26 protein-coding genes and 2 pseudogenes are annotated in these 22175 nt (G+C 33.8%); 20 read left to right on the top strand and 8 right to left on the bottom strand.

All coding sequences use genetic code 11. The annotated features are described in order from the left end of the window. Nucleotides 1–51: 51 nt before the first annotated feature. The 3 genes from NSS97_RS14730 to NSS97_RS14720 all read left to right on the top strand — a co-directional run bounded on the left by NSS97_RS14730 (nt 52) and on the right by NSS97_RS14720 (nt 3998). On the top strand, nt 52–699 hold the full coding sequence (locus NSS97_RS14730) for a response regulator transcription factor (RefSeq protein WP_000865958.1): 648 nt from the start codon (nt 52–54) through the stop codon (nt 697–699). Then, complete coding sequence (locus tag NSS97_RS14725; protein WP_107886767.1) at nt 692–2068, top strand: ATP-binding protein; 1377 nt, start codon at nt 692–694, stop codon at nt 2066–2068. The genes NSS97_RS14730 and NSS97_RS14725 overlap by 8 nt, the downstream gene beginning before the upstream one ends. Before the next feature lie 136 nt (nt 2069–2204). Then, nucleotides 2205–3998, top strand: a complete 1794-nt coding sequence (locus tag NSS97_RS14720; RefSeq protein WP_341113087.1) for a Xaa-Pro dipeptidyl-peptidase — start codon at nt 2205–2207, stop codon at nt 3996–3998. Nucleotides 3999–4076: 78 nt separating this feature from the next. On the opposite strand, the gene NSS97_RS14715 is transcribed toward NSS97_RS14720, so the two are convergent. After that, the gene (locus tag NSS97_RS14715) at nt 4077–4355 is read right to left on the bottom strand and encodes a hypothetical protein (RefSeq protein WP_107886769.1); all 279 of its coding nucleotides are present in this window, start codon (nt 4353–4355) and stop codon (nt 4077–4079) included. Between the two features lie 203 nt (nt 4356–4558). Between NSS97_RS14715 and NSS97_RS14710 the strand changes: the two genes are divergently transcribed. From NSS97_RS14710 to NSS97_RS14685, 6 genes and pseudogenes are all read left to right on the top strand, one after another. Continuing rightward, complete coding sequence (locus NSS97_RS14710) at nt 4559–5317, top strand: methyltransferase domain-containing protein (protein ID WP_107886770.1); 759 nt, start codon at nt 4559–4561, stop codon at nt 5315–5317. Nucleotides 5318–5432: 115 nt separating this feature from the next. Then, a pseudogene (locus tag NSS97_RS14705) lies at nt 5433–5995 on the top strand (AAA family ATPase). A gap of 127 nt (nt 5996–6122) precedes the next feature. After that, complete coding sequence (locus NSS97_RS14700; RefSeq protein WP_107886771.1) at nt 6123–6332, top strand: hypothetical protein; 210 nt, start codon at nt 6123–6125, stop codon at nt 6330–6332. 406 nt (nt 6333–6738) lie between these two features. After that, nucleotides 6739–7239: a transglycosylase SLT domain-containing protein gene (locus tag NSS97_RS14695; protein WP_107886772.1), complete on the top strand. Its 501-nt coding sequence runs from the start codon at nt 6739–6741 to the stop codon at nt 7237–7239. Nucleotides 7240–7405: 166 nt separating this feature from the next. Then, the gene (locus NSS97_RS14690; protein WP_000789035.1) at nt 7406–7636 is read left to right on the top strand and encodes a hypothetical protein; all 231 of its coding nucleotides are present in this window, start codon (nt 7406–7408) and stop codon (nt 7634–7636) included. A gap of 383 nt (nt 7637–8019) precedes the next feature. After that, a pseudogene (locus NSS97_RS14685) lies at nt 8020–8133 on the top strand (ankyrin repeat domain-containing protein); the annotation flags it as partial. A 74-nt stretch (nt 8134–8207) separates the two neighbouring features. On the opposite strand, the gene NSS97_RS14680 reads toward NSS97_RS14685, so the two are convergent. Then, nucleotides 8208–9134, bottom strand: a complete 927-nt coding sequence (locus NSS97_RS14680; protein WP_002127781.1) for an aldo/keto reductase — start codon at nt 9132–9134, stop codon at nt 8208–8210. A gap of 288 nt (nt 9135–9422) precedes the next feature. Between NSS97_RS14680 and NSS97_RS14675 the strand changes: the two genes are divergently transcribed. The 7 genes from NSS97_RS14675 to dltD all read left to right on the top strand — a co-directional run bounded on the left by NSS97_RS14675 (nt 9423) and on the right by dltD (nt 15776). Beyond that, a complete protein-coding gene (locus tag NSS97_RS14675) occupies nt 9423–9779 on the top strand; it encodes an FtsB family cell division protein (RefSeq protein ID WP_002085024.1) in 357 nt (118 codons plus the stop codon). Next, entirely contained in the window at nt 9718–9993 is a 276-nt protein-coding gene (locus NSS97_RS14670; protein ID WP_107886773.1) for a hypothetical protein, read from the top strand. The genes NSS97_RS14675 and NSS97_RS14670 overlap by 62 nt, the downstream gene beginning before the upstream one ends. Nucleotides 9994–10081: 88 nt before the next feature. Then, a complete protein-coding gene (locus tag NSS97_RS14665) occupies nt 10082–10408 on the top strand; it encodes a DUF3870 domain-containing protein (RefSeq protein WP_002012954.1) in 327 nt (108 codons plus the stop codon). A gap of 104 nt (nt 10409–10512) precedes the next feature. Beyond that, nucleotides 10513–11574, top strand: a complete 1062-nt coding sequence (locus NSS97_RS14660) for a dipeptide epimerase (RefSeq protein ID WP_002032592.1) — start codon at nt 10513–10515, stop codon at nt 11572–11574. Between the two features lie 39 nt (nt 11575–11613). Further along, nucleotides 11614–12615 (top strand): NlpC/P60 family protein, encoded by a 1002-nt coding sequence (locus NSS97_RS14655; RefSeq protein WP_107886774.1) that lies wholly within the window; start codon nt 11614–11616, stop codon nt 12613–12615. 20 nt (nt 12616–12635) lie between these two features. After that, a complete protein-coding gene (locus NSS97_RS14650) occupies nt 12636–14258 on the top strand; it encodes an ABC transporter substrate-binding protein (protein WP_107886775.1) in 1623 nt (540 codons plus the stop codon). A gap of 336 nt (nt 14259–14594) precedes the next feature. Next, nucleotides 14595–15776, top strand: a complete 1182-nt coding sequence (dltD, locus tag NSS97_RS14645) for a D-alanyl-lipoteichoic acid biosynthesis protein DltD (RefSeq protein WP_107886776.1) — start codon at nt 14595–14597, stop codon at nt 15774–15776. Nucleotides 15777–15823: 47 nt separating this feature from the next. Here the strand turns inward: dltD and NSS97_RS14640 are convergent, their stop codons facing one another. After that, the gene (locus NSS97_RS14640; RefSeq protein WP_107886777.1) at nt 15824–16048 is read right to left on the bottom strand and encodes a hypothetical protein; all 225 of its coding nucleotides are present in this window, start codon (nt 16046–16048) and stop codon (nt 15824–15826) included. A 148-nt stretch (nt 16049–16196) separates the two neighbouring features. Between NSS97_RS14640 and NSS97_RS14635 the strand changes: the two genes are divergently transcribed. Further along, entirely contained in the window at nt 16197–16688 is a 492-nt protein-coding gene (locus tag NSS97_RS14635) for a DinB family protein (RefSeq protein ID WP_341113081.1), read from the top strand. A 35-nt stretch (nt 16689–16723) separates the two neighbouring features. Here NSS97_RS14635 and NSS97_RS14630 read toward each other — a convergent pair whose 3' ends face one another. Both NSS97_RS14630 and NSS97_RS14625 read right to left on the bottom strand, forming a co-directional pair. Continuing rightward, nucleotides 16724–17329 carry a VTT domain-containing protein gene (locus tag NSS97_RS14630; protein ID WP_107886779.1) on the bottom strand — a complete coding sequence of 202 codons (606 nt, stop codon included), beginning with the start codon at nt 17327–17329 and terminating at the stop codon, nt 16724–16726. A gap of 232 nt (nt 17330–17561) precedes the next feature. Further along, nucleotides 17562–18326: a DUF1836 domain-containing protein gene (locus NSS97_RS14625; protein WP_016127125.1), complete on the bottom strand. Its 765-nt coding sequence runs from the start codon at nt 18324–18326 to the stop codon at nt 17562–17564. Nucleotides 18327–18583: 257 nt separating this feature from the next. On the opposite strand from NSS97_RS14625, the gene NSS97_RS14620 reads away from it, so the two are divergent. From NSS97_RS14620 to NSS97_RS14610, 3 genes are all read left to right on the top strand, one after another. Continuing rightward, nucleotides 18584–19033 (top strand): hypothetical protein, encoded by a 450-nt coding sequence (locus NSS97_RS14620; RefSeq protein WP_002032604.1) that lies wholly within the window; start codon nt 18584–18586, stop codon nt 19031–19033. Further along, a complete protein-coding gene (locus NSS97_RS14615; RefSeq protein WP_000447767.1) occupies nt 19021–19329 on the top strand; it encodes a YxcD family protein in 309 nt (102 codons plus the stop codon). The genes NSS97_RS14620 and NSS97_RS14615 overlap by 13 nt, the downstream gene beginning before the upstream one ends. Before the next feature lie 362 nt (nt 19330–19691). Continuing rightward, nucleotides 19692–20165 carry a hypothetical protein gene (locus NSS97_RS14610; RefSeq protein ID WP_107886780.1) on the top strand — a complete coding sequence of 158 codons (474 nt, stop codon included), beginning with the start codon at nt 19692–19694 and terminating at the stop codon, nt 20163–20165. A gap of 106 nt (nt 20166–20271) precedes the next feature. On the opposite strand, the gene NSS97_RS14605 is transcribed toward NSS97_RS14610, so the two are convergent. From NSS97_RS14605 to NSS97_RS14595, 3 genes are read right to left on the bottom strand one after another with little or no spacing between them, the layout of a single operon-like run. Continuing rightward, a complete protein-coding gene (locus tag NSS97_RS14605; RefSeq protein WP_107886781.1) occupies nt 20272–21507 on the bottom strand; it encodes an FAD-dependent oxidoreductase in 1236 nt (411 codons plus the stop codon). After that, the gene (locus NSS97_RS14600) at nt 21504–21836 is read right to left on the bottom strand and encodes a (2Fe-2S)-binding protein (protein WP_044439037.1); all 333 of its coding nucleotides are present in this window, start codon (nt 21834–21836) and stop codon (nt 21504–21506) included. Before NSS97_RS14600 ends, NSS97_RS14605 begins: the two co-directional genes overlap by 4 nt. Then, nucleotides 21833–22105, bottom strand: a complete 273-nt coding sequence (locus tag NSS97_RS14595; protein WP_044439035.1) for a (2Fe-2S)-binding protein — start codon at nt 22103–22105, stop codon at nt 21833–21835. The genes NSS97_RS14600 and NSS97_RS14595 overlap by 4 nt, the downstream gene beginning before the upstream one ends. Between the last annotated feature and the right edge of the window lie 70 nt (nt 22106–22175).

Below are 22175 nucleotides of genomic sequence, written 5' to 3'. Positions count from 1 at the left end.
GAAGTTGTATGATAAAATTGATATTTGTTTATTAGTAATGGAGGAAATGTAATGAAAGTATTAATCGCAGATGATGAACAAGATATGCTGAAAATTTTAAAAGCGTATTTTGAAAAAGAAGGCTTCGAAGTTTTATTAGCAAAAGATGGAGAGGAAGCACTTCAAATATTTTATGATGAGAAAATTGACTTAGCTATTTTAGACTGGATGATGCCGAAAAGTAGTGGTATTACTGTCTGTCAGGAAATAAAAAAGAATTCGAGTGTAAAAGTATTAATGCTTACTGCGAAAAGTGAAAGTGAAGATGAATTAGCAGCTCTTCAAAGCGGGGCAGATGAGTATGTGAAAAAACCATTTCACCCAGGAGTGCTAATTACGCGAGCGAAAAAGCTTGTACAGCATGAAGATGTTATTCAAGTTCAAGATTTAAAAATAGATTTCACCAAAAATAAAGTATATAAAAATGAGAAAGAATTAGACATTACAAAGACAGAATTACAATTAATAAAGTGCTTTTTAAATCATAAAGGCACGATTTTAACGAGGAAAAAGTTGTTAGATATCGTCTGGGGATTTGATTATTTTGGGGAAGAGCGAACGGTTGATACGCATGTAAGAAGATTACGTAAAAAAATAGGAGAAAATATTATAAAGACACATCGCGGTTTAGGATACAGTTTGGAGGAAGAGTGTGAATAAACTCGGTAAAAAGTTATTTTTCAGCATCTCTTTAATAGTCATCCTTATTTTTGCCATCTCTTTATTATTAATTAACTATTTTTTACCAAAATATAATGTTCACAAAACACGCGAAAGCTTAGAAGGCATTACAGCGCAAATCCAGTCAATACCGCGTAAAGAACTGGATGATGCTATAAATTATATTGAAAATGAAGGTAATGTTACGATTGCTTATACATCAATAAATAGTTCAGAAGATGCTATTAATGAAGAATTACGAATGCAACTTACAAAAAAGAGAGTTGCATTGAATAAACTTTGGATTACAAAAGAAGAAATTACGAAAGTGAAGAACCTCGGACAATCGAATAAAATATATGATCAAGAAAAGATAAAATCTAGTTTTTTTGCGAAATACATTGCGAAAGATGATATGTTGATTTTAGTAGGAGTTTCTATCGCACATTCCAATGAAGTAATTAAAACGCTTAACTCATTTTATTTATACATTTTGGGATTCTCACTATTTCTTATTATCGTGCTCGTCTGGATTTTTTCAAAAACAATCACTACACCACTGAATGAATTGAGTGATGTCGCAGAAGATATTTCACGTCTGAAATTTAAACGGACGAAAGTTAAAACGAATGATGAAATAGGTGATTTAGCAAATAGTATAAACATTATGAGTGATAAATTACATGAAGCACATCAAGATTTAACAGATCGAAATGACCACTTAAAACGATTTATGGGCGATGTAACTCATGAATTAAAAACACCAATCGCATTAGTAAAAGCATATTCTATGGGAATAAAAGACGGTTTAGATGATGGCACATATGTTGATACAATCATTAAACAAACAGATCAAATTTCAAATTTAATTGAAGAGTTATTGCGATTTTCTAAACTAGAAAGAGATATTTTACAAAAAGAAGAATTCCCTATTGAACCACTAGTACAAAGTATAATAGATAAGCATACGATTGAACTGGAGTCGAAAGAAATTAAGTTGCAAGTGAACTATAGTGTTGGTGACACGATTGTTTATGCTGATTTAAATAAAATGAGAATGGTCTTTCAAAATTTAATTTCTAATGCGATAAAATATACAACGAATCAAAATATAAAAATCACATTAGAAGAGAAAAATAGCATTGTGTATTTTCAAATTCAAAATGGTATTGCTGCTGAGGGAATTAAAGAGATAGATAAAATTTGGGAGCCTTTTTACGTATTAGAGTCTTCACGTAGCAAAGAAAAATCAGGTACTGGATTAGGATTAGCGATTGTAAAAAGTATATTAGAAAGACATGGTTTTGAATACGGAGTTTCGGTAGAAGATGGAGAAATACAATTTTATATGTATATAGAAAGGAACTAATTGTTATTAGTTCCTTTTCTAGTATCTTGAAAGATTCGAATGTTTTACAAATTTCTCAACTTTCTACGAAATATAAACTGAATTTTCTGCATTTTTAATGTATAGTAAAAGAAGGAATATATGGGGAGGGAAGGGCATGAGGAAAAAGAAATTAGCAATAACACTTTCAGCTATATTATCTTTAACAATTACTTCAGGAGTTTCTAGTATGACTGCACATGCAGAAAATGAAGGGAGCTCTGTAAAAGGGAGTGATATTAAGTTAAATGGTCAAGTTTCAGAAGCTTTAACTCCAAACACAAAAATTCAATTGGAAAATGGGATGACAAAACCAATCTATTCTCTTGATGAAGCAATTATTGAAAATTTATTTGTAGAGACAGAAGTCGATAGTGATAGAGATGGTAAGAAAGATCGAGTATCGATTAAAGTTATGCGTCCAAAGACAGAATCAAATGTAAAAGTTCCTGTTATATATGAAATGAGTCCATATCGATCTGGATTAAAAGATGTGCCTGTTTATAATGTTGATGAAGAATTGTATGAGTATGAAGGAAAACCGTATGGGGCAGTTAACCTTGGGTCGTATGGTAATTATTATGTTCCGAGAGGATATGCAGTTATTTTAGGCGAAAGTATCGGAACTGGAAAATCAGATGGATGTCCGACAACTGGAGATGAACAAGAAATACTAGGGACGAAGTCTGTCATTGATTGGGTAAATGGGCGTGCAAAAGCATATACAGAGGATGGTAAGGAAGTAAATGCAAATTGGTCTACGGGAAATGTAGGAATGACAGGAGTTTCTTATAATGGTACGTTACCGAATGCTGTCGCAACGACAGGAGTGGAAGGGTTAAAAACAATTATTCCAATCGCAGCGATTAGTAGCTGGTATGATTATTATCGTGCAAATGGGGCGGTTATTGCGCCAGGTGGATATCAGGGAGAAGATACAGATAATATGGCAGAAGCAGTACTAACAAGAAAGAACCCTGAAGTTTGCGGGCAAATTATTAAAGAACTAACAGCTGGACAAGATCGTAAAACAGGCGATTATAACGATTTTTGGGATAAACGTAACTATGTAAAAGATGTTAAGAATGTGAAGGCTAGTGTGTTTGTTGTTCACGGTTTAAATGATTGGAATGTAAAAACGAAGCAGTTCGCACAGTGGTGGGAAGCTCTTGGCAAAAATAATGTTCCTCGTAAAATGTGGTTACATCAAGGTGGACATGGCGGAACATCAAGTAATAACTGGCAACAAACCCAAAATAAATGGTTCGATTATTGGTTATATGGAATTGAAAATGGAATTATGGATGAACCGATGGTAGATGTACAACGTGAAAATAAATCGTGGCAAAAAATAAAAAATTGGCCAGATCCAGCAGCTGTACCATCAAAAGTCCGTATGTATTTAAGTAATAAAGCAGTCAATCTACCATTAAGTATGGGATCAGTAAACAATGTTTTCTCATTAGTAGATGATACTAAAATAAAGTCAAATCAACTAGTAGAAAACCCTGAGTTAGAAATAGCGAATCGATTAGTATATACAATGCCTGTACTGCAAAAAGATATGCGAATAAGTGGTACGCCTAAAATTTCAATAACAGGAAATATTGATCGATCTGTTTCAAATTTAACAGCTTTACTTGTTGATTATGGCGGAGCGAGGCCTGAAATTGTAACGAGAGGTTGGATGGATCCGCAAAACTTAAATAGTATAGAAAATTCAACAGCGATTCAACCTGGTAAAGATTACACATTTACATGGGACATGCAGCCAGATGATTATGTATTTAAAGCAGGGCATCAAATGGGGGTCGTTTTAATCGCAAGTGATTACGATTATACAATTAGACCGAAAGCAGGAACGAAGCTAACGGTGAAATTGAGTGAAGTGACATTGCCGATTGTGAAATAAATAGTTTTTGATAAAGAGCTTACTATAGTAAGCTCTTTAAATTTTGAAATAGAAATGCCTACAAACATAGGGAGTGTATTATGCATTTCTATTGGTAGATATAATAATATTTACAACAAATAAAAAAATTGCATTAATGATTAAAAGGCCACTAAAGGTAAAAGCGGCAAAACCTCCAGCTAATCCATCTCCTACTTTTTCTCCAATTACGTGCATAGTGGCAAAGAAAAAAATGGGGGAAGAAAGAATGAAAATACCACTGGCTATTTTCCATATGTGTTTATACTGTTTTGCTATAAAGAAAATTAGAACAGTAATAGCGATAAGAAGAAAAAGAAATCCAATTAATGAATTCATCATATCCTCCTTTCAGTATAAATCTGAATTTTGGTTTCTATATGTTCATTTTGAAGGGAATATTATACAATATGATTATATTCTATGGAAAGCGAGTGATATATTATGACAGTCAGCTCTTTCGAATTCTCATTAAAATTTGAGGTACGGAAAGATTAAGTAAGTTAGAATCTTCCGTACACATAAAACGGAGGAGAAAATAAATGTTTAGTTATTATAGTACACTTTGTACGGAATTATATGATTGCACAAAACCTGTCGGTTACGCTTTGAATGGTGATATTGAGTATTACCAAGAACGTTTAAATAATTGTGGGGGCAGCATTCTCGAAGCAGCAGTAGGATCAGGGCGTGTCATTATACCACTTCTTGAAGCTGGTTTTAAAGTTGATGGGATAGATTATTCACCTGAAATGCTAGATTCTTGCCGGAAACGTTGTAAAGAGAGAGGATTGCATCCTAATTTATTTGAAGGAAGCTTACAACAACTTTCACTGACACATAAATATGAAGCGATAATAATTCCTACTGGATCCTTTTGTTTAATTGAAAATCGTGATGATTCTATAAATGCTCTGAAATGTTTTTATCGACATCTTAATCTAGGCGGGCGTTTAATTGTAGATCTTGCGCTTCCATATGACTGGAAGACGGGTGAGATTCATACATCGACTTTTTCCTTGCCAAGCGGGGACGGAATTACATTAGAAAATAAATCAATTGAAATAGATTGGCTTAACCAAGTAACTGTATCATATTTAAAATATGAAAAATGGAGTAAAGGAAAGTTAGTACAAACTGAACTACAACGTTTTGCAATGCGGTGGTATGGAATAGAAGAGTTTAGACTCCTTTTAGAAAGTATAGGTTTCACTGGCATTACTTGCTCTGCTGACTATGTTTATGAAAAGCAACCGTCAAATGCAGAACAAATTATTACTTTTGAAGCTGTACGAAAGTAATAATATAGGAACTATTCATGAAAATAAGGCAATCGACACAACATCGACTGCCTTATTTTCAATTTTTGGATATGTTTTATTTAATTGTTTATAGAGAAAAATCGGAGGAAAACAAATGAAATTCATCTTAATATTTGGCCCGCAAGCAGTCGGGAAAATGACGGTCGGGCATGAGTTAGAAAAAATAACTGATTTAAAGCTATTTCATAATCATATGACGATTGATTTTGTTAGCTCGTTTTTTGATTACAGTACAAAGCGGAAGCACAACGGTTAGTAAGTTTGTTTCGTAATGAACTGTTTGAAGAAGTGTCTAAAAGTGATTTATACGGAATGATTTTTACATATGTATGGGCATTTGATCTTCAATCGGATTGGGATTACATAAACCATGTAGTAAGTATTTTTGAATCAAAAGGCGCAGCAGTATATTTTGTAGAGCTCGAGGCAGAATTAGATGAAAGATTAGAGCGAAATAAAAGTCCACATAGACTAGAGCATAAGCCGAAAAAAAGAGACATTGAATGGTCTGAAAAAAATTTAAAAGAAACGATGAAAAAACATAGATTAAATTCATTTCATGATGAAATTGAAAAAGAAGAGTACATAAAAATTAATAATACTCATTTGAGTGCTAAAGAAGTAGCTGTAATGATTAAGGAAAAATTCCGATTGTAAAATACTTAAATGCTGTTACGTTTTCATTGTCCAAGCATTCTCCTACTAACTACATATACTATTTATGTTAAAGTCAGTCACTATTTTAAATGGGCTATTATTTTACTATAAATGACAATTTAGAGAAGTGAGATCAGAATTTGATGAGAATTGGGAAACTTGTATTTCAAAAAGTGGTTATGTAATCTATGTAGCTACAAGTGATAATGCTGAAGTAATAGTACTTCTTTCAGATGGTTCAAGTAAATTGTTAATCTTCGAAAAAGGCGGAAAAGTAGTAGTGGGTGGTGGTGGAACAAGTCATTACAGCAAACCGCATATTGCAAGAAATATTTAATGTGAAAAATGTTAATCGAGAAGATGCTGGAAGCCTTATAACCTTTAATTTATATATAAAAATACAAATCATAAAGTAAGTTTTTTTAGATTCTGGCGTTTTTTGTAACAAAAATAAGATGAAAAAGATCTTTAACGTATAAAGGTCTTTTTTGTTTTATTATAGCAGGGATATACTGTATACATAAAAAAGTGTAGTGAAAAACAATCAGCCTTTCATGTATAGTACATGAAAGGCTGATTGTTTTTATGTGTTGAAGGAGTCGTTTAGAAGAATTGTAGTTTTTAGATTGATAGTTAAAACTGTAACAGCTTATGTATAATTAATATCATTTTGTCAAATGAATGTCACATAAAAGTCTTATAGTGTATATAGAAAGTGAAACATATACAAAGCAGGAGATGAAATGATGAAAAAGGCACTACAATATATATTCATATTATTTACGTTAGTTACTTTAAGTTATGTAATTTATATTAACTATGAAAAGCAGAAAGAGATTAAAAATAATAAACAAGTAATTAGTGAAGTTGCAAAGAGGTATGGTATTCCAGAGTGGATACCATTATCTATTGCTGATCATGAAACAAAATTTGATCGAAAAGCGATAGGGGATAACGGAACATCTTTCGGATTATTCCAATTACATCGTGGTGGATTAGCACCAGCGCAATTATCGGAAGAGAGTTTAGTGGATTCGCGTATAAATACAACGATAGCAGTTTCAAGTATGGTCAAATCGTATGAACGTGGTGTGAAAAAAGGACTGCAGGATTGGGAGTTGCTTAAATATGTTGCTAATACATCAGGGTGGCCAGGAAACTTAGGGGGAGAATGGACAGATAATAATACGAAATATAATAAAGGGCTAGAACAATCATATCAATTATATAAAAAAGAGAAGTAGATATAAAAAGGCATTTTCAATTTGGGGAAATGTCTTTTTTATGTTATAGTATAAAAGTGTTTGGACGTTATGTTATTTCGATATATCTTCAAATTTGTTATGTAGTATTTTTATATTAAATAACTACTAAAATCATTTTTTTATATAAGGAGTAAGAAGTAGGGATATGAAAAATATAGATTTTATACTAGAAAGTGATGAAACATTAAAACCGTCAGAACGATTAGTACTATTATTATTAGAGAAGCATAGAATGTTATATACGAACGATCTATTAGCTCTTTCAAATTTATCATATAAAACATTAACAGATTCACTAACAGCACTCGTTTTAAAGTCTTATGTTTTAAAGGATACAGGTAAGGGAAGAAGGCAGAATTGTTATAGATTAGTATGATAAGAGTACTGCTATATATTCTTGCTATATATGTATTTTTCAAATGTAAGGATAAATTCCATTTTTATTTTCAAATGATAAAAAACTATTAATTTAAGTAAATAGCCGGTTTTGATATGTAAAGAGTTCATGGCTGCTAAATATATAATTTTATTTCATTTTTATTAATGTTTATTAGTTGTAAGTGAAAATGATATTTTTTAAACAATTATAAAAATGAAATTCAAAAACAATCTACTCATTAGAGTGGATTGTTTTTTTATTAGGATAGCGAATTATAAAAATAATTTTATTATGTAAACTTAATTATTTAGAAAGGAACATGTGATTATTAATGGAATTTATTAAGGGGTACTTAATATTTGTATACATGGAGGTTCATTATGGAACAAATCATATCAATATCACAAGCAGTCATAAGCGGGGAAAAAGAAAAGGTAGTAGAAATCATTAATACGGATCCAAGTGTTGTTAACTCATTTAGTGAAGATGGATGGAATATGATATAGATTTAAAATATTAAAAGTAAAACAAGACCAGCAGTTGGATATTTCCAGCTGCTGGTCTTGTTTTATATTGACTGAATATGCGCTAATTCCTCATCTGTAAGAATCGGACGGATAGACGAGTCTGCATTTTCTTTCGCTTGTTTTTCTGTTTTTGCGCCAGGAATTGCGACCGATACCGCTGGATGAGTGAGGACATAACGAAGTGCAAGTTGCCCTAAGGTTTGATTTTCATTTGAGAGTAATCGTAGTTTCTCTACTTTTTGTAAATCTTCTTGAAACCACTTTTCTTTTGGCCATTCTTTGCGTAAATCTCCGTCAAGAAAAGTTGTTTTATTTGTAAATTTTCCAGTTAATATCCCCATTTTTAAAGGGCCGCGTATAACAGCTCCTAAATTGTTCTCCTGTAGGTAGGGCAGTATGTCGTTTTCTGGTTTTCGGTTTAATATGTTGTAATCAAGTTGCACAACATCAATTTCATTGTTTTTATTGAAGTGTTTTATATATTGTATGTCGTGAGTTGAAACGCCAACAGCTCTTACTTTTCCGTCCCGTTTTAATATTTCAAATGCTCGTAAAAATGCTTCTGTTTCTTCTTGTTTATCCCACCAAATGTGACAGAAATAAACATCAATATAATCTGTTTCTAGGCGCAGTAAGCTAGTTTCAAATACTGCGATCACTTTTTCTGCAGTATTATAAACAGGCTCTCCACTTGGATCATAGTGATGCCCAATTAAACCGCCTTTCGTTGATAAAACGATATTATTACGGTGCTCTCTTATCGCTTGAGTTACTAACCTTTCACTATGTCCTAATCCGTATACATCAGCAGTATCAATAAAGTTTACGCCACATTCAATTGCTTTCTTCATAGCGGTTATAGATTGTTTGTCGTTAACAGGACCCCATTCATCGCCGCCAATCGCCCAAGCTCCAAAGCCAATTTCAGAAACAGTAATTCCAGTTTTACCTAATGTACGGTAGTGCATCATTTTTCCTCCTTGTAAGCATGTTATAACATCGGTATGCAAAACTAGAATTTATATGTGTAAAAATGTTTTCTACAATTGGGGAAAAAGAATAACATAAACTACTATTTTATAGCAGCATAAATAAAAATTTTCATTTTAAATACAGAGATGTCGTCGAACGCTATCTCTAATTGGTTAATTTGTGAGATTTTTTTGTGAAGGAGGTTATTTTATAAGAATAGAATTTAAGTTAGTAAGAGATCGTGCCTATGGTAGTGAGAAAATATGGGTTAGGGGGATTTGAAAATGAGGAAACTCAAAAGAGTCAATGTTCCTAATATACCAGAGCAACTATCACAGCCTAACGACAAGCGAACTATAAATAAGAAGAAGTTAAGGCGTTTTATTTTCATGTTCATTTTTATTGCTGCGACTACTTTGTACGTTCAATATATTTTAACGAAACAACAAGAAGTAATTAATGGCAAAAAAAATACAATAACAAATCAAAAGAAACAATTAGTTTCTTTAAAGAAAGATCAAGGTTCTTTAAAGACTAACATTGAGAATTTAACCGATAATGAAGAAGAGATTTTAAAGTTTGCTAGAAAAGAGTATCAATTTTCTAAGTCAAACGAAACAATATTCGTATTGCCAAAGTGAAGTGGTGGAACAGTTAGCGATAGCTAACTGTTTTTTGATGTATGAGGGAAAAGTTGTTTGTAGTGTGAATGTCATGGTACAAGGAGCAATGACATATTGTAAAAATGAGAAGTTTGAGCTAATTTTAATTGTTTTAAGAGATTTTCATAATTATGGAATATATGTCAAAATAAATATTGTTAAAATTCTGTCAATTGTATATAATACAAGGTAAGCGGATACATTTTTTAATCAACGTTGAGTTAACAGCTTATACGTCTGTTAAGAAAACCGTTATCCTCGTATAAGAAAGGAAGATAGCTGTGTACGCTTCAAATACAATTTACGTCGTAGGGGATGCGAAAGCACCTCAAAATAATCCCATTACCGAAAAGTTCAAAAGTTATTTTGTAGCATTTGTACTTGAGAAGGATACAGGGGAAATTGTAGATGCAGATTGCTCAGCCACAATTGCATTAACATCTCAATTTGTTAAATATTTGTTTCTACATAAAAATATTAATGACCCAGCATTAGTAACAGAAATAAAAAATCGGTACTTCGGTTCGTCTCAAAAGGCGCTACTTGTAGCGCTAAAGGATGCACAGAAAAAATATAATCAGATCGCTGCTTTGTCTACCCATTCATAGACAAAATCCAGCCGTAAGAATCTTCTTATGGCTGGATTTTTTTGTTTCGCATTAACGGAAAAGCCACCCGGATATTAAAGTATCACTCTATAAACAATGAAAGGATGAACAAAATGAAAATTACCGATGTGAAGGTAAACCGCCGACATGTAAAGCTTCATACACCGTTTAAAACTGCGCTTCGCACTGTAACGGAAATCGAAAGTATAGATGTGTTTATTCATACAGATGAAGGGATTGTTGGAAAAGGAGCTGCTGCAGCAACACCGGTTATTACAGGTGATTTTGCCAACGGGATTGAGGAAGCAATATTAGGGCCAATTCGCTCCGTATTAGTTGATAAAGATGTGCTGCAATTTCAAACGTTATTGTTACACATTCAAATGAGCTGTATAGGAAATACAAGTGCGAAAGCGGCGGTAGATATGGCTTTATACGATGTATATTGTCGATTTCACAACATACCGTTATATGCATTGTTAGGTGGGAAGAAAGAGATTCATACTGATATTACAGTAAGTGTGGATGAGCCTTTATTAATGGCAAAAGAAGCGAAAAAGCATATCGAAAAGGGATTCCAAACATTAAAAATTAAGGTGGGTAAAGAGGCACATTTAGATTTAGAACGCATAGAGGCAATTCGAAATGTAGTACCAAAGAATACGACGTTACGTTTAGATGCAAATCAAGGATGGAAACCGAAAGAAGCGGTTTCTATTATTAGAGAAATGGAGAATAGAAATTTAAATATAGAATTTGTAGAACAACCAGTTCATGCGAAAGATTGGGAAGGATTAAAGTACGTGAAGGACAATGTACAAACGCCTATTATGGCAGATGAAAGTATGTTTTCGGCAAGCGATGCATTAAAGATTGTCCAAGGAGGATATGCAGACCTACTTAATATTAAATTAATGAAATGCGGCGGCATACGAGAAGCATGGAAAATTGCAGATATTGCGGAAGCAGCAGGTGTGAAATGTATGGTTGGAAGTATGATGGAACCTTCACTTTCAGTTAGCGCTGTTGCCCATTTAGCTGCGGCACATCCGAATATTCATTACTTTGATCTTGATGCACCGTTATGGTTAGTAGAAGAGCCAGAAGGGATGACTTACACTGGTCCAAAGGTAAACCTGCATTCTATAGTGAATATACAATCTTAGAAGTAGTACCTAGTAAACTATCTTATAAGGGGGATATATATGAAAAAAGTAGGAACTGCATTTTTAACAACTTTATTTATATTTTCATCGTTTACTTCGGTGAATGCTGAAGAGAAGAAGGATAGTAAAGCATTTATAGATGTATCTGCTGCAACGTTATGGACTGCACCAGATTCATTACGACCAATTGATGCACCGAGTGCGACAAATCCAGTTGATTTATGGAAGTGGACGAAATCAATGACGCTAGATGAGAAGCTTTGGTTAACGAGTGCAAATAAATTAGAAACGCAAGCGCTACTCGGTCAAGAAGTAACAGTAATTGATAAAAAAGGTGATTGGGTAAAAGTACTAGTGCACGGACAGCCAACGCCGCGAAATGAAGAAGGTTACCCTGGATGGATGCCCGAAAAACAATTAACGTATAATCAGGAATTTGCAGATAAAACAAACGAACCTTTTGTATTAGTAACGAAACCGACAGCAATTGTATATATTAACCCTTCTGAAAAACATAAATCGCTTGAAGTCAGTTATAATACGCGTTTACCGCTATTAAGTGAAGATACGATCTCATACCGCGTATTGTTGCCAAATGGTCAGAAGGCGTGGCTACGAAAAAATGATGGAACTGTTTACCATTCTCAAAATGATATTCCGGCTCCAACCGCTGATGATTTAATAAACACCGGAAAAATGTTTTTAGGATTACCGTATATATGGGCTGGTACAAGTGGTTTTGGATTTGATTGCTCTGGATTTACACATACGATTTATAAATCACATGGTATTACAATACCGAGGGATTCTGGGCCACAATCAAAAGCAGGAATTGCGGTTGATAAAGAAAACCTACAAAAGGGCGATTTAATATTCTTTGCACATAATCAAGGAAAAGGTAGTGTTCATCACGTTGCCATGTATATTGGTGATGGAAATATGATTCACTCACCAAGAGCTGAAAGATCGGTAGAAATTATACCGCTAAATACACCAGGATATATAGAAGAATACGCTGGTGCTCGTCGTTACTTACCTTAAAAAAGATAGGGGGGCTTTATATGAAAAAGGTTGTTCGCTACTCATTAGTTAGTACTCTACTTGTATCTTCATTTTTAGTAGGCTGTGCTAAAGAAAAAACAGCTACAAAGCCGAAAGATGAGAAGAAAGTATTGCAACTACTAGAAACGGGTGAAATTCCATCATTAAATTCAGGGAAAGTAACAGACGCCGTATCGTTTAATGTTTTAAACAATGTAATGGAAGGGTTATTCCGTTTATCGAAAAATGATGAAGTGATTCAAGCGGGAGCACAAAAATATGAAGTGAGTAAAGATGGTAAGACATATACATTCCACTTACGTGATGCGAAATGGTCTAACGGAGATCCAGTAACAGCTCATGATTACGTATATGCTTGGAAGCAACTTATAAATCCAGATACAGCCTCTCAATATGCATATATCGCGTACGATGTGAAAAATGCGGAGAAGATAAATAAGAAACAATTAGGCTTAGAAGAATTAGGTGTGAAAGCAAAGGATGATAAAACGTTCGTTGTAGAGCTGGAACATCCTGTACCGTATTTTACGAAACTACTCATTTTACCATCTTTCTATCCAATTAATGAAAAATATGCGAAGGAGCAAGGCGATAAATACGGGTTAGAAGCAAATAAAGCGATATATAATGGGCCGTTTACATTATCAGATTGGAAGCACGAAGCGAGCTTTACAATGAAGAAAAACGATAAATATTGGGATAAAAAAGAAGTGAAATTAGATGAGGTAAACTATCAAATTGTTAAAGAAATTTCAACTGCGGTAAATTTATATGAAACAGATAAGGTAGATAGAGCTGTCATTTCAACAGAATTCGTAGATAAATATAAAAACAATAAAGAGTTAAAACAATATACAGATCCGGTTATGTATTTCTTCCGTTTCAATGAAAATGTGCCGATTCTTAAAAATAAAAATGCACGTCTTGCGCTAAGTACAGTGTTTGATAAAAAGGGCTTAGCGACATCATTTTTAAATGACGGATCAGTTGCGGCGAACTACTACGTACCAAAAGGATTCTTAAAAGGACCAGATAAGAAAGATTTTAGAAGTACGGCAGGCGAGTTTAATAAGACGGATGTAAAACAGGCAAAGGAATATTGGGAAAAGGCGAAGCAAGAGACAGGCACAAATGAAGTGACGTTAGAACTATTAAACTATGACTTAGAGAACTTTAAAAAGGTAGGCGAATATATTAAAGAACAGCTTGAGAAAAACTTACCGGGGCTAAAAGTAAATGTGAAATTACAACCACATACGCAAAAACTAGCGTTAGAGAAGAAAAAAGAATACGAAATGTCGTTATCACGTTGGTTACCTGATTATCCAGATCCAATGACATACTTAGAAGTTTTCCTTTCGGGAAGTACCGTAAATAATACAGGATATGCAAATCCAGAATACGACGCTTTAATTAAGAAGATTAAAACAGAGTTAGGTAATGATGAAAAAGCTCGTTGGAAAGCACTACAAGATGCGGAAAAAGTGCTCCTTGATGATGCGGTAATTGCACCAGTATTCCAGCGCGGTCTTTCTTACTTACAAAAACCATATGTGAAAGAATTATATGTACATCAATTCGGTCCAGCTACAAGTTTAAAATGGGCAGATGTACAAAAATAAAGTGATGGAGAAACAGACTTCACGTATGTGATAGTCTGTTTTTTTCTTATAGCTTCAAATGAATTATAGACATTTTATAAGTTTTTTCATCGCTTAAAAATAAAATTATTACATAAATTAAAGTGTGAAATTTATGTAGAATCTTGTATAATTAACATGTTTCTTTGGAAACATTTTCTTTCTCTATGAATGTGTGAATTTGCAGAGAAAAGAGAGGAATACATACATGTATATAATAGATAAATAGAATGGGACATGTATAGAAAAAAGGAGAAAAATGATGACGTGTCATAAACAAGGGTTACAATTTATTCGTAATAGAAAGAGGAATAAACGATGAAGATGAAGCATGCTTTCGGACCAATTATTTTAGCCTGTGTACTCTTTTTCATTGTATTGCTTATTCCATCTAAGAGTTTAGTGTCACTAATAAGCGATAAAAAAATAGAAGATGCAGCAACTTCCTTACAAAAAGAGAAATTACAAAGTGTTTTCTTGCAACAGAAAATGTTAGAGAATTCGCAGTATTTACCGATGTATGGTTCATCAGAGTTTTTACGAATGGATGCATATCATCCATCTAACTATTTTAAAGTAAATCCAGCAGGTTTTACTCCATTTTTAATAGGGACTGGTGGTACGCAAAGCTTGGCTCATATATTAAATATGACGTCTACAATGGATGAATTAGAAGGTAAAAAGGTAGTCTTTGTTCTTTCACCACAATGGTTTACAAAAATCGGTGTATCACAAGGGGATTTTACAAATAATTTCTCCAAACAACAAGCCTATCACTTTATTTTTAATGACGAAATAAAGCCTGAAATGAAGAAAAAAATCGCGAAACGTTTACTAGATTATAAAGTTGTTCGTAAGGATGCGATATTAAGTAGTTCGCTAGAAAGTATTGCATATAATGATACAAAACATAACATAAAAGCTGGACTAGCTAAACCGCTAGCGTATATGTACCGGAACATTTTAGATCATCGAGATTTATTTAACTCTCTATTTAAGATCGAACCGATGAAAGAGAAAACAAATATAGGACTACGTTCGCTTTCTTGGGAAGATGCACGTAAACATGCGGAACAAGAAGGTAAAGTAGGATCCACAACAAATACATTCGGAATTGAAAATCCATATTATTATAAACATAATTTAAAGAAAAAATTAAAAGGTTTAAAAAACTTTAGAGCAAATGAATCGTATGATGATTCACCAGAATATGATGATTTACAAATTGTTTTAGATCTTTTCAAAGAAAAAAATGTAAAACCACTCTTTATTTCTGTGCCTGTAAATGGACCGTGGTATGATTACGCTGGTTTCCCAAAAGAACGTCGTGATGTGTATTACAATAAGGTTCGCGATCAAGTTGAGAAAGCAGGATACCCAGTAGTCGATTTTTCTAGCCATGAATATGATAAGTATTTCTTAAAAGATACGATTCATTTAGGCTGGAAAGGATGGATCTATTTTGATGAAGCAGTGCAGAAGTTTTACTCTGAAAAATAATGCATAAACAATAGAAACAGGAATGGCAATAAAGCCGTTCCTGTTTTTTAGTATAGAGGATTTTGGTGTGGGCAATTTGGAAAGGCGTGTATATCTTGAATTTGTCTAAAGTCATAATGTTTCATGGCGAACTGGGCTTGGTAAAGGTATTCGTAAACAAATAATTTATTATTTTGAACGCCGCATAAAACGCCGGAAGTTCCTTGCCCATTAATAAGAGAAACACCAACAGGGCGTCCGATTAAGTATGGTACTTTTTGCTGCCAATGCATAGGGAATCAATCCTTTTTGAGTTACTATACGTATTTTATAGTGGAATTGTTGCTTATCCATGTAAATCTTAGACTGGAGGGGTTTTTATGTAATGTCTAGAAGTTATATATGAATCGATTATTAGTGTGAAAGAGGAAGGAATGAATTATGGAGAAAGAAAGTATTCTAGAAAAAAAGTTAAGTCTAATAGATTGGTGCCAAACGTTGAAGTATGTAACTAATGATGTATGGTTTAAACCTTTTAGAAAAGGTTCATGGGGAACCGCGGATGTGATTTCACATTTAATCGTTTGGGATGAGTTTTTAATGAAGTTTAGAATTCCATACTTTATAAGCGGACAATCTGTACCCAATGTTCCAACAGGTGTTGAGGAAATGAATGAGGGTGCAATAAAATATGCGAGATTCGGTATTTCAAAAGAAGAACTATTAGATCAATTCAGCTTTACTCGTAAACAATTAGTTGATCAAATTAATCAAATTCCTGCCCAGAATTTTAATGGTGACTATCAATTCGGCACAAAAAGATTGAGGTTAAACGATTATTTTCCATCACTCATTCAGCATGACTTAAAGCATAAAGAAGAAATAATGCAATTTATAATATATAAACAAGCCTATAATAAAAAACCGCTATAATTCTACATGAATTTATAGCGGTTTTTATTATAATCTTAAGCAAGATTTTTACGTTTTTTTGTCCACTTTTTTATTACGAAATATAAAAGTATAAGTACAACGCCACCGATAGCGAACGATTTCACATACGGTCCAGCAATATCGTTAATATTCTCCCAATTTTCACCTAGTTTCTCACCTAAATAAATGAAAATGATAGACCAAGGGATGATCGCAAGTGTTGTTAATGTAGTGAAACGTAGTAATGGCATTTTTGTAATACCAGCAGGAATTGATATCGCATGACGAACGATAGGAATGAAACGTGCAGTGAAAATTACGCCAGTTCCGTAACGATTAAACCAATCTTCAGCAGCATCCATTTGTTTTTTATGTATGAAAATATACTTACCGTAACGTTCTAATACAGGGCGACCACCATATCGACCAATCCAGTAAACAAAGATTTGGGCAATAACACCACCAATTGTACCGAATATAACTGCGCCTACAAATGAGATACTACCATTGAATACTAAGTATCCCGCATAAGCAAGGACAATCTCACTTGGAATAATTTCAATCATAAGTCCAAGCATTATGCCCCAATAACCTAATCCCTCAAAAAATGTTAATACTGAATGAATAAAACTACTTAACATTGTTGCACCTTCTAATTTATGAATTTTGAATATAAGCCCCTTTATTTAACAATATAAAAGGTTCACTATATGTAGATTATACCTTATTTATATAGGGGATTGCCATTTCAATTCTTTTATGTCTCTCATAAGTATTATAGTAAAGGATATAAGCCCAGTTTTCATGAAGAGATAATGAAAAGATTATTAAAAATTTCTCATAAAAAAATAGAAGCATTTCTGCTCCTATTTTTTACGGTTTCACTTCTAAATTTTGTAAAAATAAAGTTGCTGTTACGTAACGTTTCGCTAACATTTGTACATATGCGGTATGTACAGAAAGGGTGGCGATAATAATGGCGTTACGAATTGCTTCGCGTTGTTCGTTGTTAACCTGATCGAAATTGCTTGCAATTTTATCAGCTCTTTCTTTCACGATATTTTCAATTGTATGGATTGTGTCTGTTGCATTTAATTGTAAGCAATTCCCTTGATTGAGTTCTTCAAATAGAGAAGAGTATGCTCCGTACAAATGAACAGGATTGATTAAGTCATCACTTCGATCGGCCGGGTCATTTACGATGAGTCGTAATAGTTTGCGAATAGATTCAAAATCAAGCGCTGTTTTTAAATCTTCGACAATGAATAGTAATGCTGCTTGTTCGATTGAGTATTTCTTCCCTTTTTGAGGGGAGCCAATCATTTCTTTTATATCTCGTTTCACCCAGTTTTGCATAGCAGTTACAGAGAAACTCGTGTTTTCAATCTGATTGCCAAGCGCAACTATTTCATTTAAAGAAAAACCGACATCCGTATCGTCAATCTTAATCAATTTTTCAAAAATAGGTGAAAGTGCGGTTGTAATAAAAGCAGTAACGCTTTGTCCGCTTTCAATATCTTTTTTATGTGACTTTGCCCAAGCTTCTTGTAAAATGCCGAGAGGCTTCTTCGTATTCCATCCTCTTAGTGATAGAAGGAGCGTTGCCATTTCGTTTCGTGTGAGATGAAATGTTTCCATCTTTTCACCTCCAAAATTATAAAAAGTTCTTATGAACTTATAATATGTTTTGTTTCATTTAAAGTCAATTCCGTTTTGCTTAATTTTTCCTATGTCATGAAATTGTCTTAAGTAAATAATGCTTGCATATTTCGACAAAAGTTCATATAATAAGTTCATAAGAACCTTTAAAATGGTTTTAAAATAAATCTATCATTCTGAATTTACTAGAAAGGTAGATTTCACATATATCTATATAAAAGGAGAATGGATATAATATGTTGAAAAAACTTGTAGCAGTAATGACAGCATTCATGGTTATCTTTGGGGCTAGTAGCTTTATGTTCGTAGATCATGCGGCAGCGAAAAGTTACAAATCTGGTAAAAAATCATATACACCAAGTTCAGGTCAAAAGTCAAAAGTTGATTTAAACAAAAAAGATTCTAATGTGAATTCACAAAAAACGACAACTGATTCAAAAACAAAAGCAACAAACACAGCGCCAAAAAGTAATAAAGGTGGCTTTATGAAAGGCTTATTACTAGGTGGTCTTGGTGGTTTACTAATGGGTAGCTTATTTGCAAATATGGGAGCACTTGGTTCTGTATTAGCGTTTATGGTAAATATGTTAGTAATGGCTGGTATCGTAATGTTAGCAGTTCGTGCATTTAAATACTTCAAAGATCAACGTAAGAAAAAGGCAGATGAAGTAGCATGGAAACAATAAAAATTTCTGAACAAGAATTAATAAATGCGCTTTGCGTATATATCGCTGAAAAAAGACAAGTTGGTCCAGAAGAAGTTTCAGTTGAACTAATGTATGATGATGACTACGGTTTCTCTGCAGAAGTAGAGGTAAATGGTCGCCAGCAAATTTTAATTCAAGCAAACTTAATCGAAGCACTACGCTTGTTGCTTGATCGAGAATACAACGTCAATTCATTTGCAGCAAGATTGCAACTTGAATTAGATGATGAAGAAGGCATCTACGCATTAGCAAAATTTAATAATAATGAACAATAAAACTGTTAGAGCTGTATGCTCTAACAGTTTTTTATTTGGATTAATATTGCTAGTATGTTTCTTCTTTTAGAATAAAATCCAGTATTTCAAGTGTCTTCAATTTAGTATTTGCATCATTTTATCTACCTAATTCAAAGTTGGCTATCCCAATAAAAAATATTTTTGACATAAAACGATTTTTATTTATCTATTCGACGAATTACGACAAATAAATCGCAACTATATTTGATATGATATTTCAGAAATCTTATATTTTATTATTCAAAGCGAGGTAGAAGAATGATGGTGTAATTTTTATTAGGTTAAGTCCTATTGATTTTTAAAATACAGTTGATTAATACATTAGAAAAGAAGGCGTAGTAATGATATTTTTTATGTTAGCTATTAGTGTAGGATTAATATTTTTTGTTCATTATATAACGAAACAGATGTTTAAATACGAAGTAAATCACCTAAGTTCAAAAAGACGCTTTTTAATAAATCTTTTGCAATTTGTTAGATTTGCACCAGTAATTGCATTACTTGTAATATACATACTGGTTTTAACAACTTTGCACACGAAAACAGGTATTCGACTATCTCATGCATGGTATGCTGCGCAATTTTGGGCCTATTATACGTTTTTGTATTGTATTTATATGATAACTAGGAAAAAACTGCTTCTTTTTTCAATGGTTATATCCTTAATTATGGCCATTTATTACACTCCGTTGTTCCACTTTGAAAACCAATTTATAGGATTGTATGTAATTGTCGCTGATATTTGCGGAATTTTAATGTTTATAAATTTATGGATTTCGATATCGAAAGTTTTAGTCGGAATGAAAAATAGGTAATACCTTTGGTTCCTGTAATTGACGTAACAGAAATACTAGATGTAGTACGAAAATTATAAAAAAGGCGGTGGAAATGAATCTACCACCTTTTTTATATGCTAGTATTTCACGCTTTCATTTGTTGATTTTCTTCAAATGATTGAAAATCACGCCAAATCTCATTCATCTTTTGTCTACCAACATCAACCATCGGATTAAACTGAATCGCAGCTTGTTGACGCACAGTGTGGACATTTTGAATTGCTTGTTGCAAGTGTTGTTCAACCGAATTGGATGTTTGAATTGCTTGCTTCACGATTGAATATCCAGCGACAGTACCTTGTGCCATTGCGATTTTACCACTTTCAATTCCAGTAATATTTCCAGCTACAAATAAACCTGGAAGAGGGGTTTCCATTTCTTCTGAATGAAGTGGAACATGGCCGCCTAATTCCGGAATGTAATGGAAAGGGCATCCTGCTACAGCGGCAAGCTCAGCAAGAGGGTATAAGCCACCGGCAATACAAACGAAGTCCGCCTCATATATCTCTTCTGATCCGTTAATAATATTCCCTTTAGAGTCAATGTTAGCAACACGAACACCTTCAACTTGTTCCGCTCCGATAATCTCAAGTGCAGCTTTACGAAGATGAAGCGGCGTCCCGTTTATTTTCATGCCGCTATTTGGATAAAATGTTAATCCAGCTTTTCGAATCCAATCATATTTCATAAAACGGCTACCTATACGTAGGAAGGGAGATGGGGCGAGGTGAGCCGCATTTAAGAGTGAGTTTAAAACTTCTTCTGGTTCACCGGCCTTTTGGCTTAACTCGCTTTTTTCAGGGAGTACAATATGATCCACTGTGATGCCAGCTAATTGTAATTCGTTTAAAATGGCGAATGACAAAATATTAGCACCGATAATGATTCCTTTTTTACCAACTTGAACGCGGTGAACATTTGTCATAACTTGAGCTGCGCCAATTGACATAACCCCTGGAAGTGTCCAGCCGGGTAGGGGAATAGAATACTCCGCAGCCCCAGTAGCAACTAGTACGAACGGTGCTTCTAACGTACCGATATTTGTATGCACGAACCAACAACTCTCATCTTTATCTAAATTATAGACGGAAACACCGCACCGAATATCGACTGAAAGAGATTTTGCTTCTTCGTGAAGACGTTTTGATTCTTCTATTCCGTTCCACCATTCCCCAGTAGGCTCTTGATGCAACTGTCCTAACAATCTCCCGCCCGGCTTCATAAATTCATCAATAACAAGTACGTTAAGTCCAAAACGTGCACAAGAGATGGAAGCTGATAATCCTGCTGGTCCTGCACCAATAATAATTACATCGATCATCGCTTTTTCACCATCGCTCTCACGATATTTGGATGCTGTTTTCCGCTTTCAACAACCATATCGTTTTCTACAACCGTTAAGCATGCTCGTACGTTCGTTTGATTGTTTACAGTCACACGGCATTCAGAACAATGTCCGATATTACAATAAATACCTCGCGGAGTTCCGCTATCTTCATGCACTCTTAACGTTCTTATTCCGTTTGCAAGTAGAGCGGCCGCTATCGTTTCATGTTCATATGCTTCGTATTGTTGACCGTTAAATTGAAAAGTGATGTGCTGATTATTATTTAAACTACCTAAAATAGGGTGATGTGTAATTCTACTCATTTATTGTCACCTACCGCTCCAAAAGTAACTGCACGCACGGGTGGCTGATATTTTAATGGAATTTCATTGGGAGTTATGTCAGGGTTTGTACCTTCAATCATTCGATCTATCATCATTCTACATGTGCGACCACCACAAAATCCCATGCCAGCACGTGTTCTTAGTTTTAATTCTCTTGCCGAGCATTTATATTCAGCAATTGTCGATTGAAGTTGTCCGTATGTAACTTCTTCACAACGACAAACAATTAAGTTCTCTTTATTCGTCATATGTATTCCTCCTCTAGTTCGGTTTGCACAAATTATTATGCAAAAACTATGCCAATATAGAGGAGGAGAG

Source organism: Bacillus sp. FSL R12-0074 (assembly GCF_038005725.1).
GTDB classification, from domain to species: Bacteria; Bacillota; Bacilli; order Bacillales; family Bacillaceae_G; genus Bacillus_A; species Bacillus_A mycoides.
This window is presented reverse-complemented; position numbering and strand designations above follow the sequence as displayed.

Excerpts from the sequence above, each read along its gene's own strand:
- NSS97_RS14635 (WP_341113081.1), top strand. The coding sequence starts at position 16,197 with ATGGAGAAAGAAAGTATTCTAGAAAAAAAGTTAAGTCTAATAGATTGG.
- NSS97_RS14630 (WP_107886779.1), bottom strand. The coding sequence starts at position 17,329 with ATGTTAAGTAGTTTTATTCATTCAGTATTAACATTTTTTGAGGGATTA.
- NSS97_RS14680 (WP_002127781.1), bottom strand. The coding sequence starts at position 9,134 with ATGCACTACCGTACATTAGGTAAAACTGGAATTACTGTTTCTGAAATT.
- NSS97_RS14615 (WP_000447767.1), top strand. The coding sequence starts at position 19,021 with ATGGAAACAATAAAAATTTCTGAACAAGAATTAATAAATGCGCTTTGC.
- NSS97_RS14655 (WP_107886774.1), top strand. The coding sequence starts at position 11,614 with ATGAAAAAAGTAGGAACTGCATTTTTAACAACTTTATTTATATTTTCA.
- NSS97_RS14625 (WP_016127125.1), bottom strand. The coding sequence starts at position 18,326 with ATGGAAACATTTCATCTCACACGAAACGAAATGGCAACGCTCCTTCTA.
- NSS97_RS14690 (WP_000789035.1), top strand. The coding sequence starts at position 7,406 with ATGAAAAATATAGATTTTATACTAGAAAGTGATGAAACATTAAAACCG.
- NSS97_RS14710 (WP_107886770.1), top strand. The coding sequence starts at position 4,559 with ATGTTTAGTTATTATAGTACACTTTGTACGGAATTATATGATTGCACA.
- NSS97_RS14650 (WP_107886775.1), top strand. The coding sequence starts at position 12,636 with ATGAAAAAGGTTGTTCGCTACTCATTAGTTAGTACTCTACTTGTATCT.
- NSS97_RS14675 (WP_002085024.1), top strand. The coding sequence starts at position 9,423 with ATGAGGAAACTCAAAAGAGTCAATGTTCCTAATATACCAGAGCAACTA.
- NSS97_RS14660 (WP_002032592.1), top strand. The coding sequence starts at position 10,513 with ATGAACAAAATGAAAATTACCGATGTGAAGGTAAACCGCCGACATGTA.
- NSS97_RS14595 (WP_044439035.1), bottom strand. The coding sequence starts at position 22,105 with ATGACGAATAAAGAGAACTTAATTGTTTGTCGTTGTGAAGAAGTTACA.
- NSS97_RS14695 (WP_107886772.1), top strand. The coding sequence starts at position 6,739 with ATGATGAAAAAGGCACTACAATATATATTCATATTATTTACGTTAGTT.
- dltD (WP_107886776.1), top strand. The coding sequence starts at position 14,595 with ATGAAGATGAAGCATGCTTTCGGACCAATTATTTTAGCCTGTGTACTC.
- NSS97_RS14610 (WP_107886780.1), top strand. The coding sequence starts at position 19,692 with ATGATATTTTTTATGTTAGCTATTAGTGTAGGATTAATATTTTTTGTT.
- NSS97_RS14640 (WP_107886777.1), bottom strand. The coding sequence starts at position 16,048 with ATGCATTGGCAGCAAAAAGTACCATACTTAATCGGACGCCCTGTTGGT.
- NSS97_RS14605 (WP_107886781.1), bottom strand. The coding sequence starts at position 21,507 with ATGATCGATGTAATTATTATTGGTGCAGGACCAGCAGGATTATCAGCT.
- NSS97_RS14620 (WP_002032604.1), top strand. The coding sequence starts at position 18,584 with ATGTTGAAAAAACTTGTAGCAGTAATGACAGCATTCATGGTTATCTTT.
- NSS97_RS14600 (WP_044439037.1), bottom strand. The coding sequence starts at position 21,836 with ATGAGTAGAATTACACATCACCCTATTTTAGGTAGTTTAAATAATAAT.
- NSS97_RS14715 (WP_107886769.1), bottom strand. The coding sequence starts at position 4,355 with ATGAATTCATTAATTGGATTTCTTTTTCTTCTTATCGCTATTACTGTT.
- NSS97_RS14730 (WP_000865958.1), top strand. The coding sequence starts at position 52 with ATGAAAGTATTAATCGCAGATGATGAACAAGATATGCTGAAAATTTTA.
- NSS97_RS14720 (WP_341113087.1), top strand. The coding sequence starts at position 2,205 with ATGAGGAAAAAGAAATTAGCAATAACACTTTCAGCTATATTATCTTTA.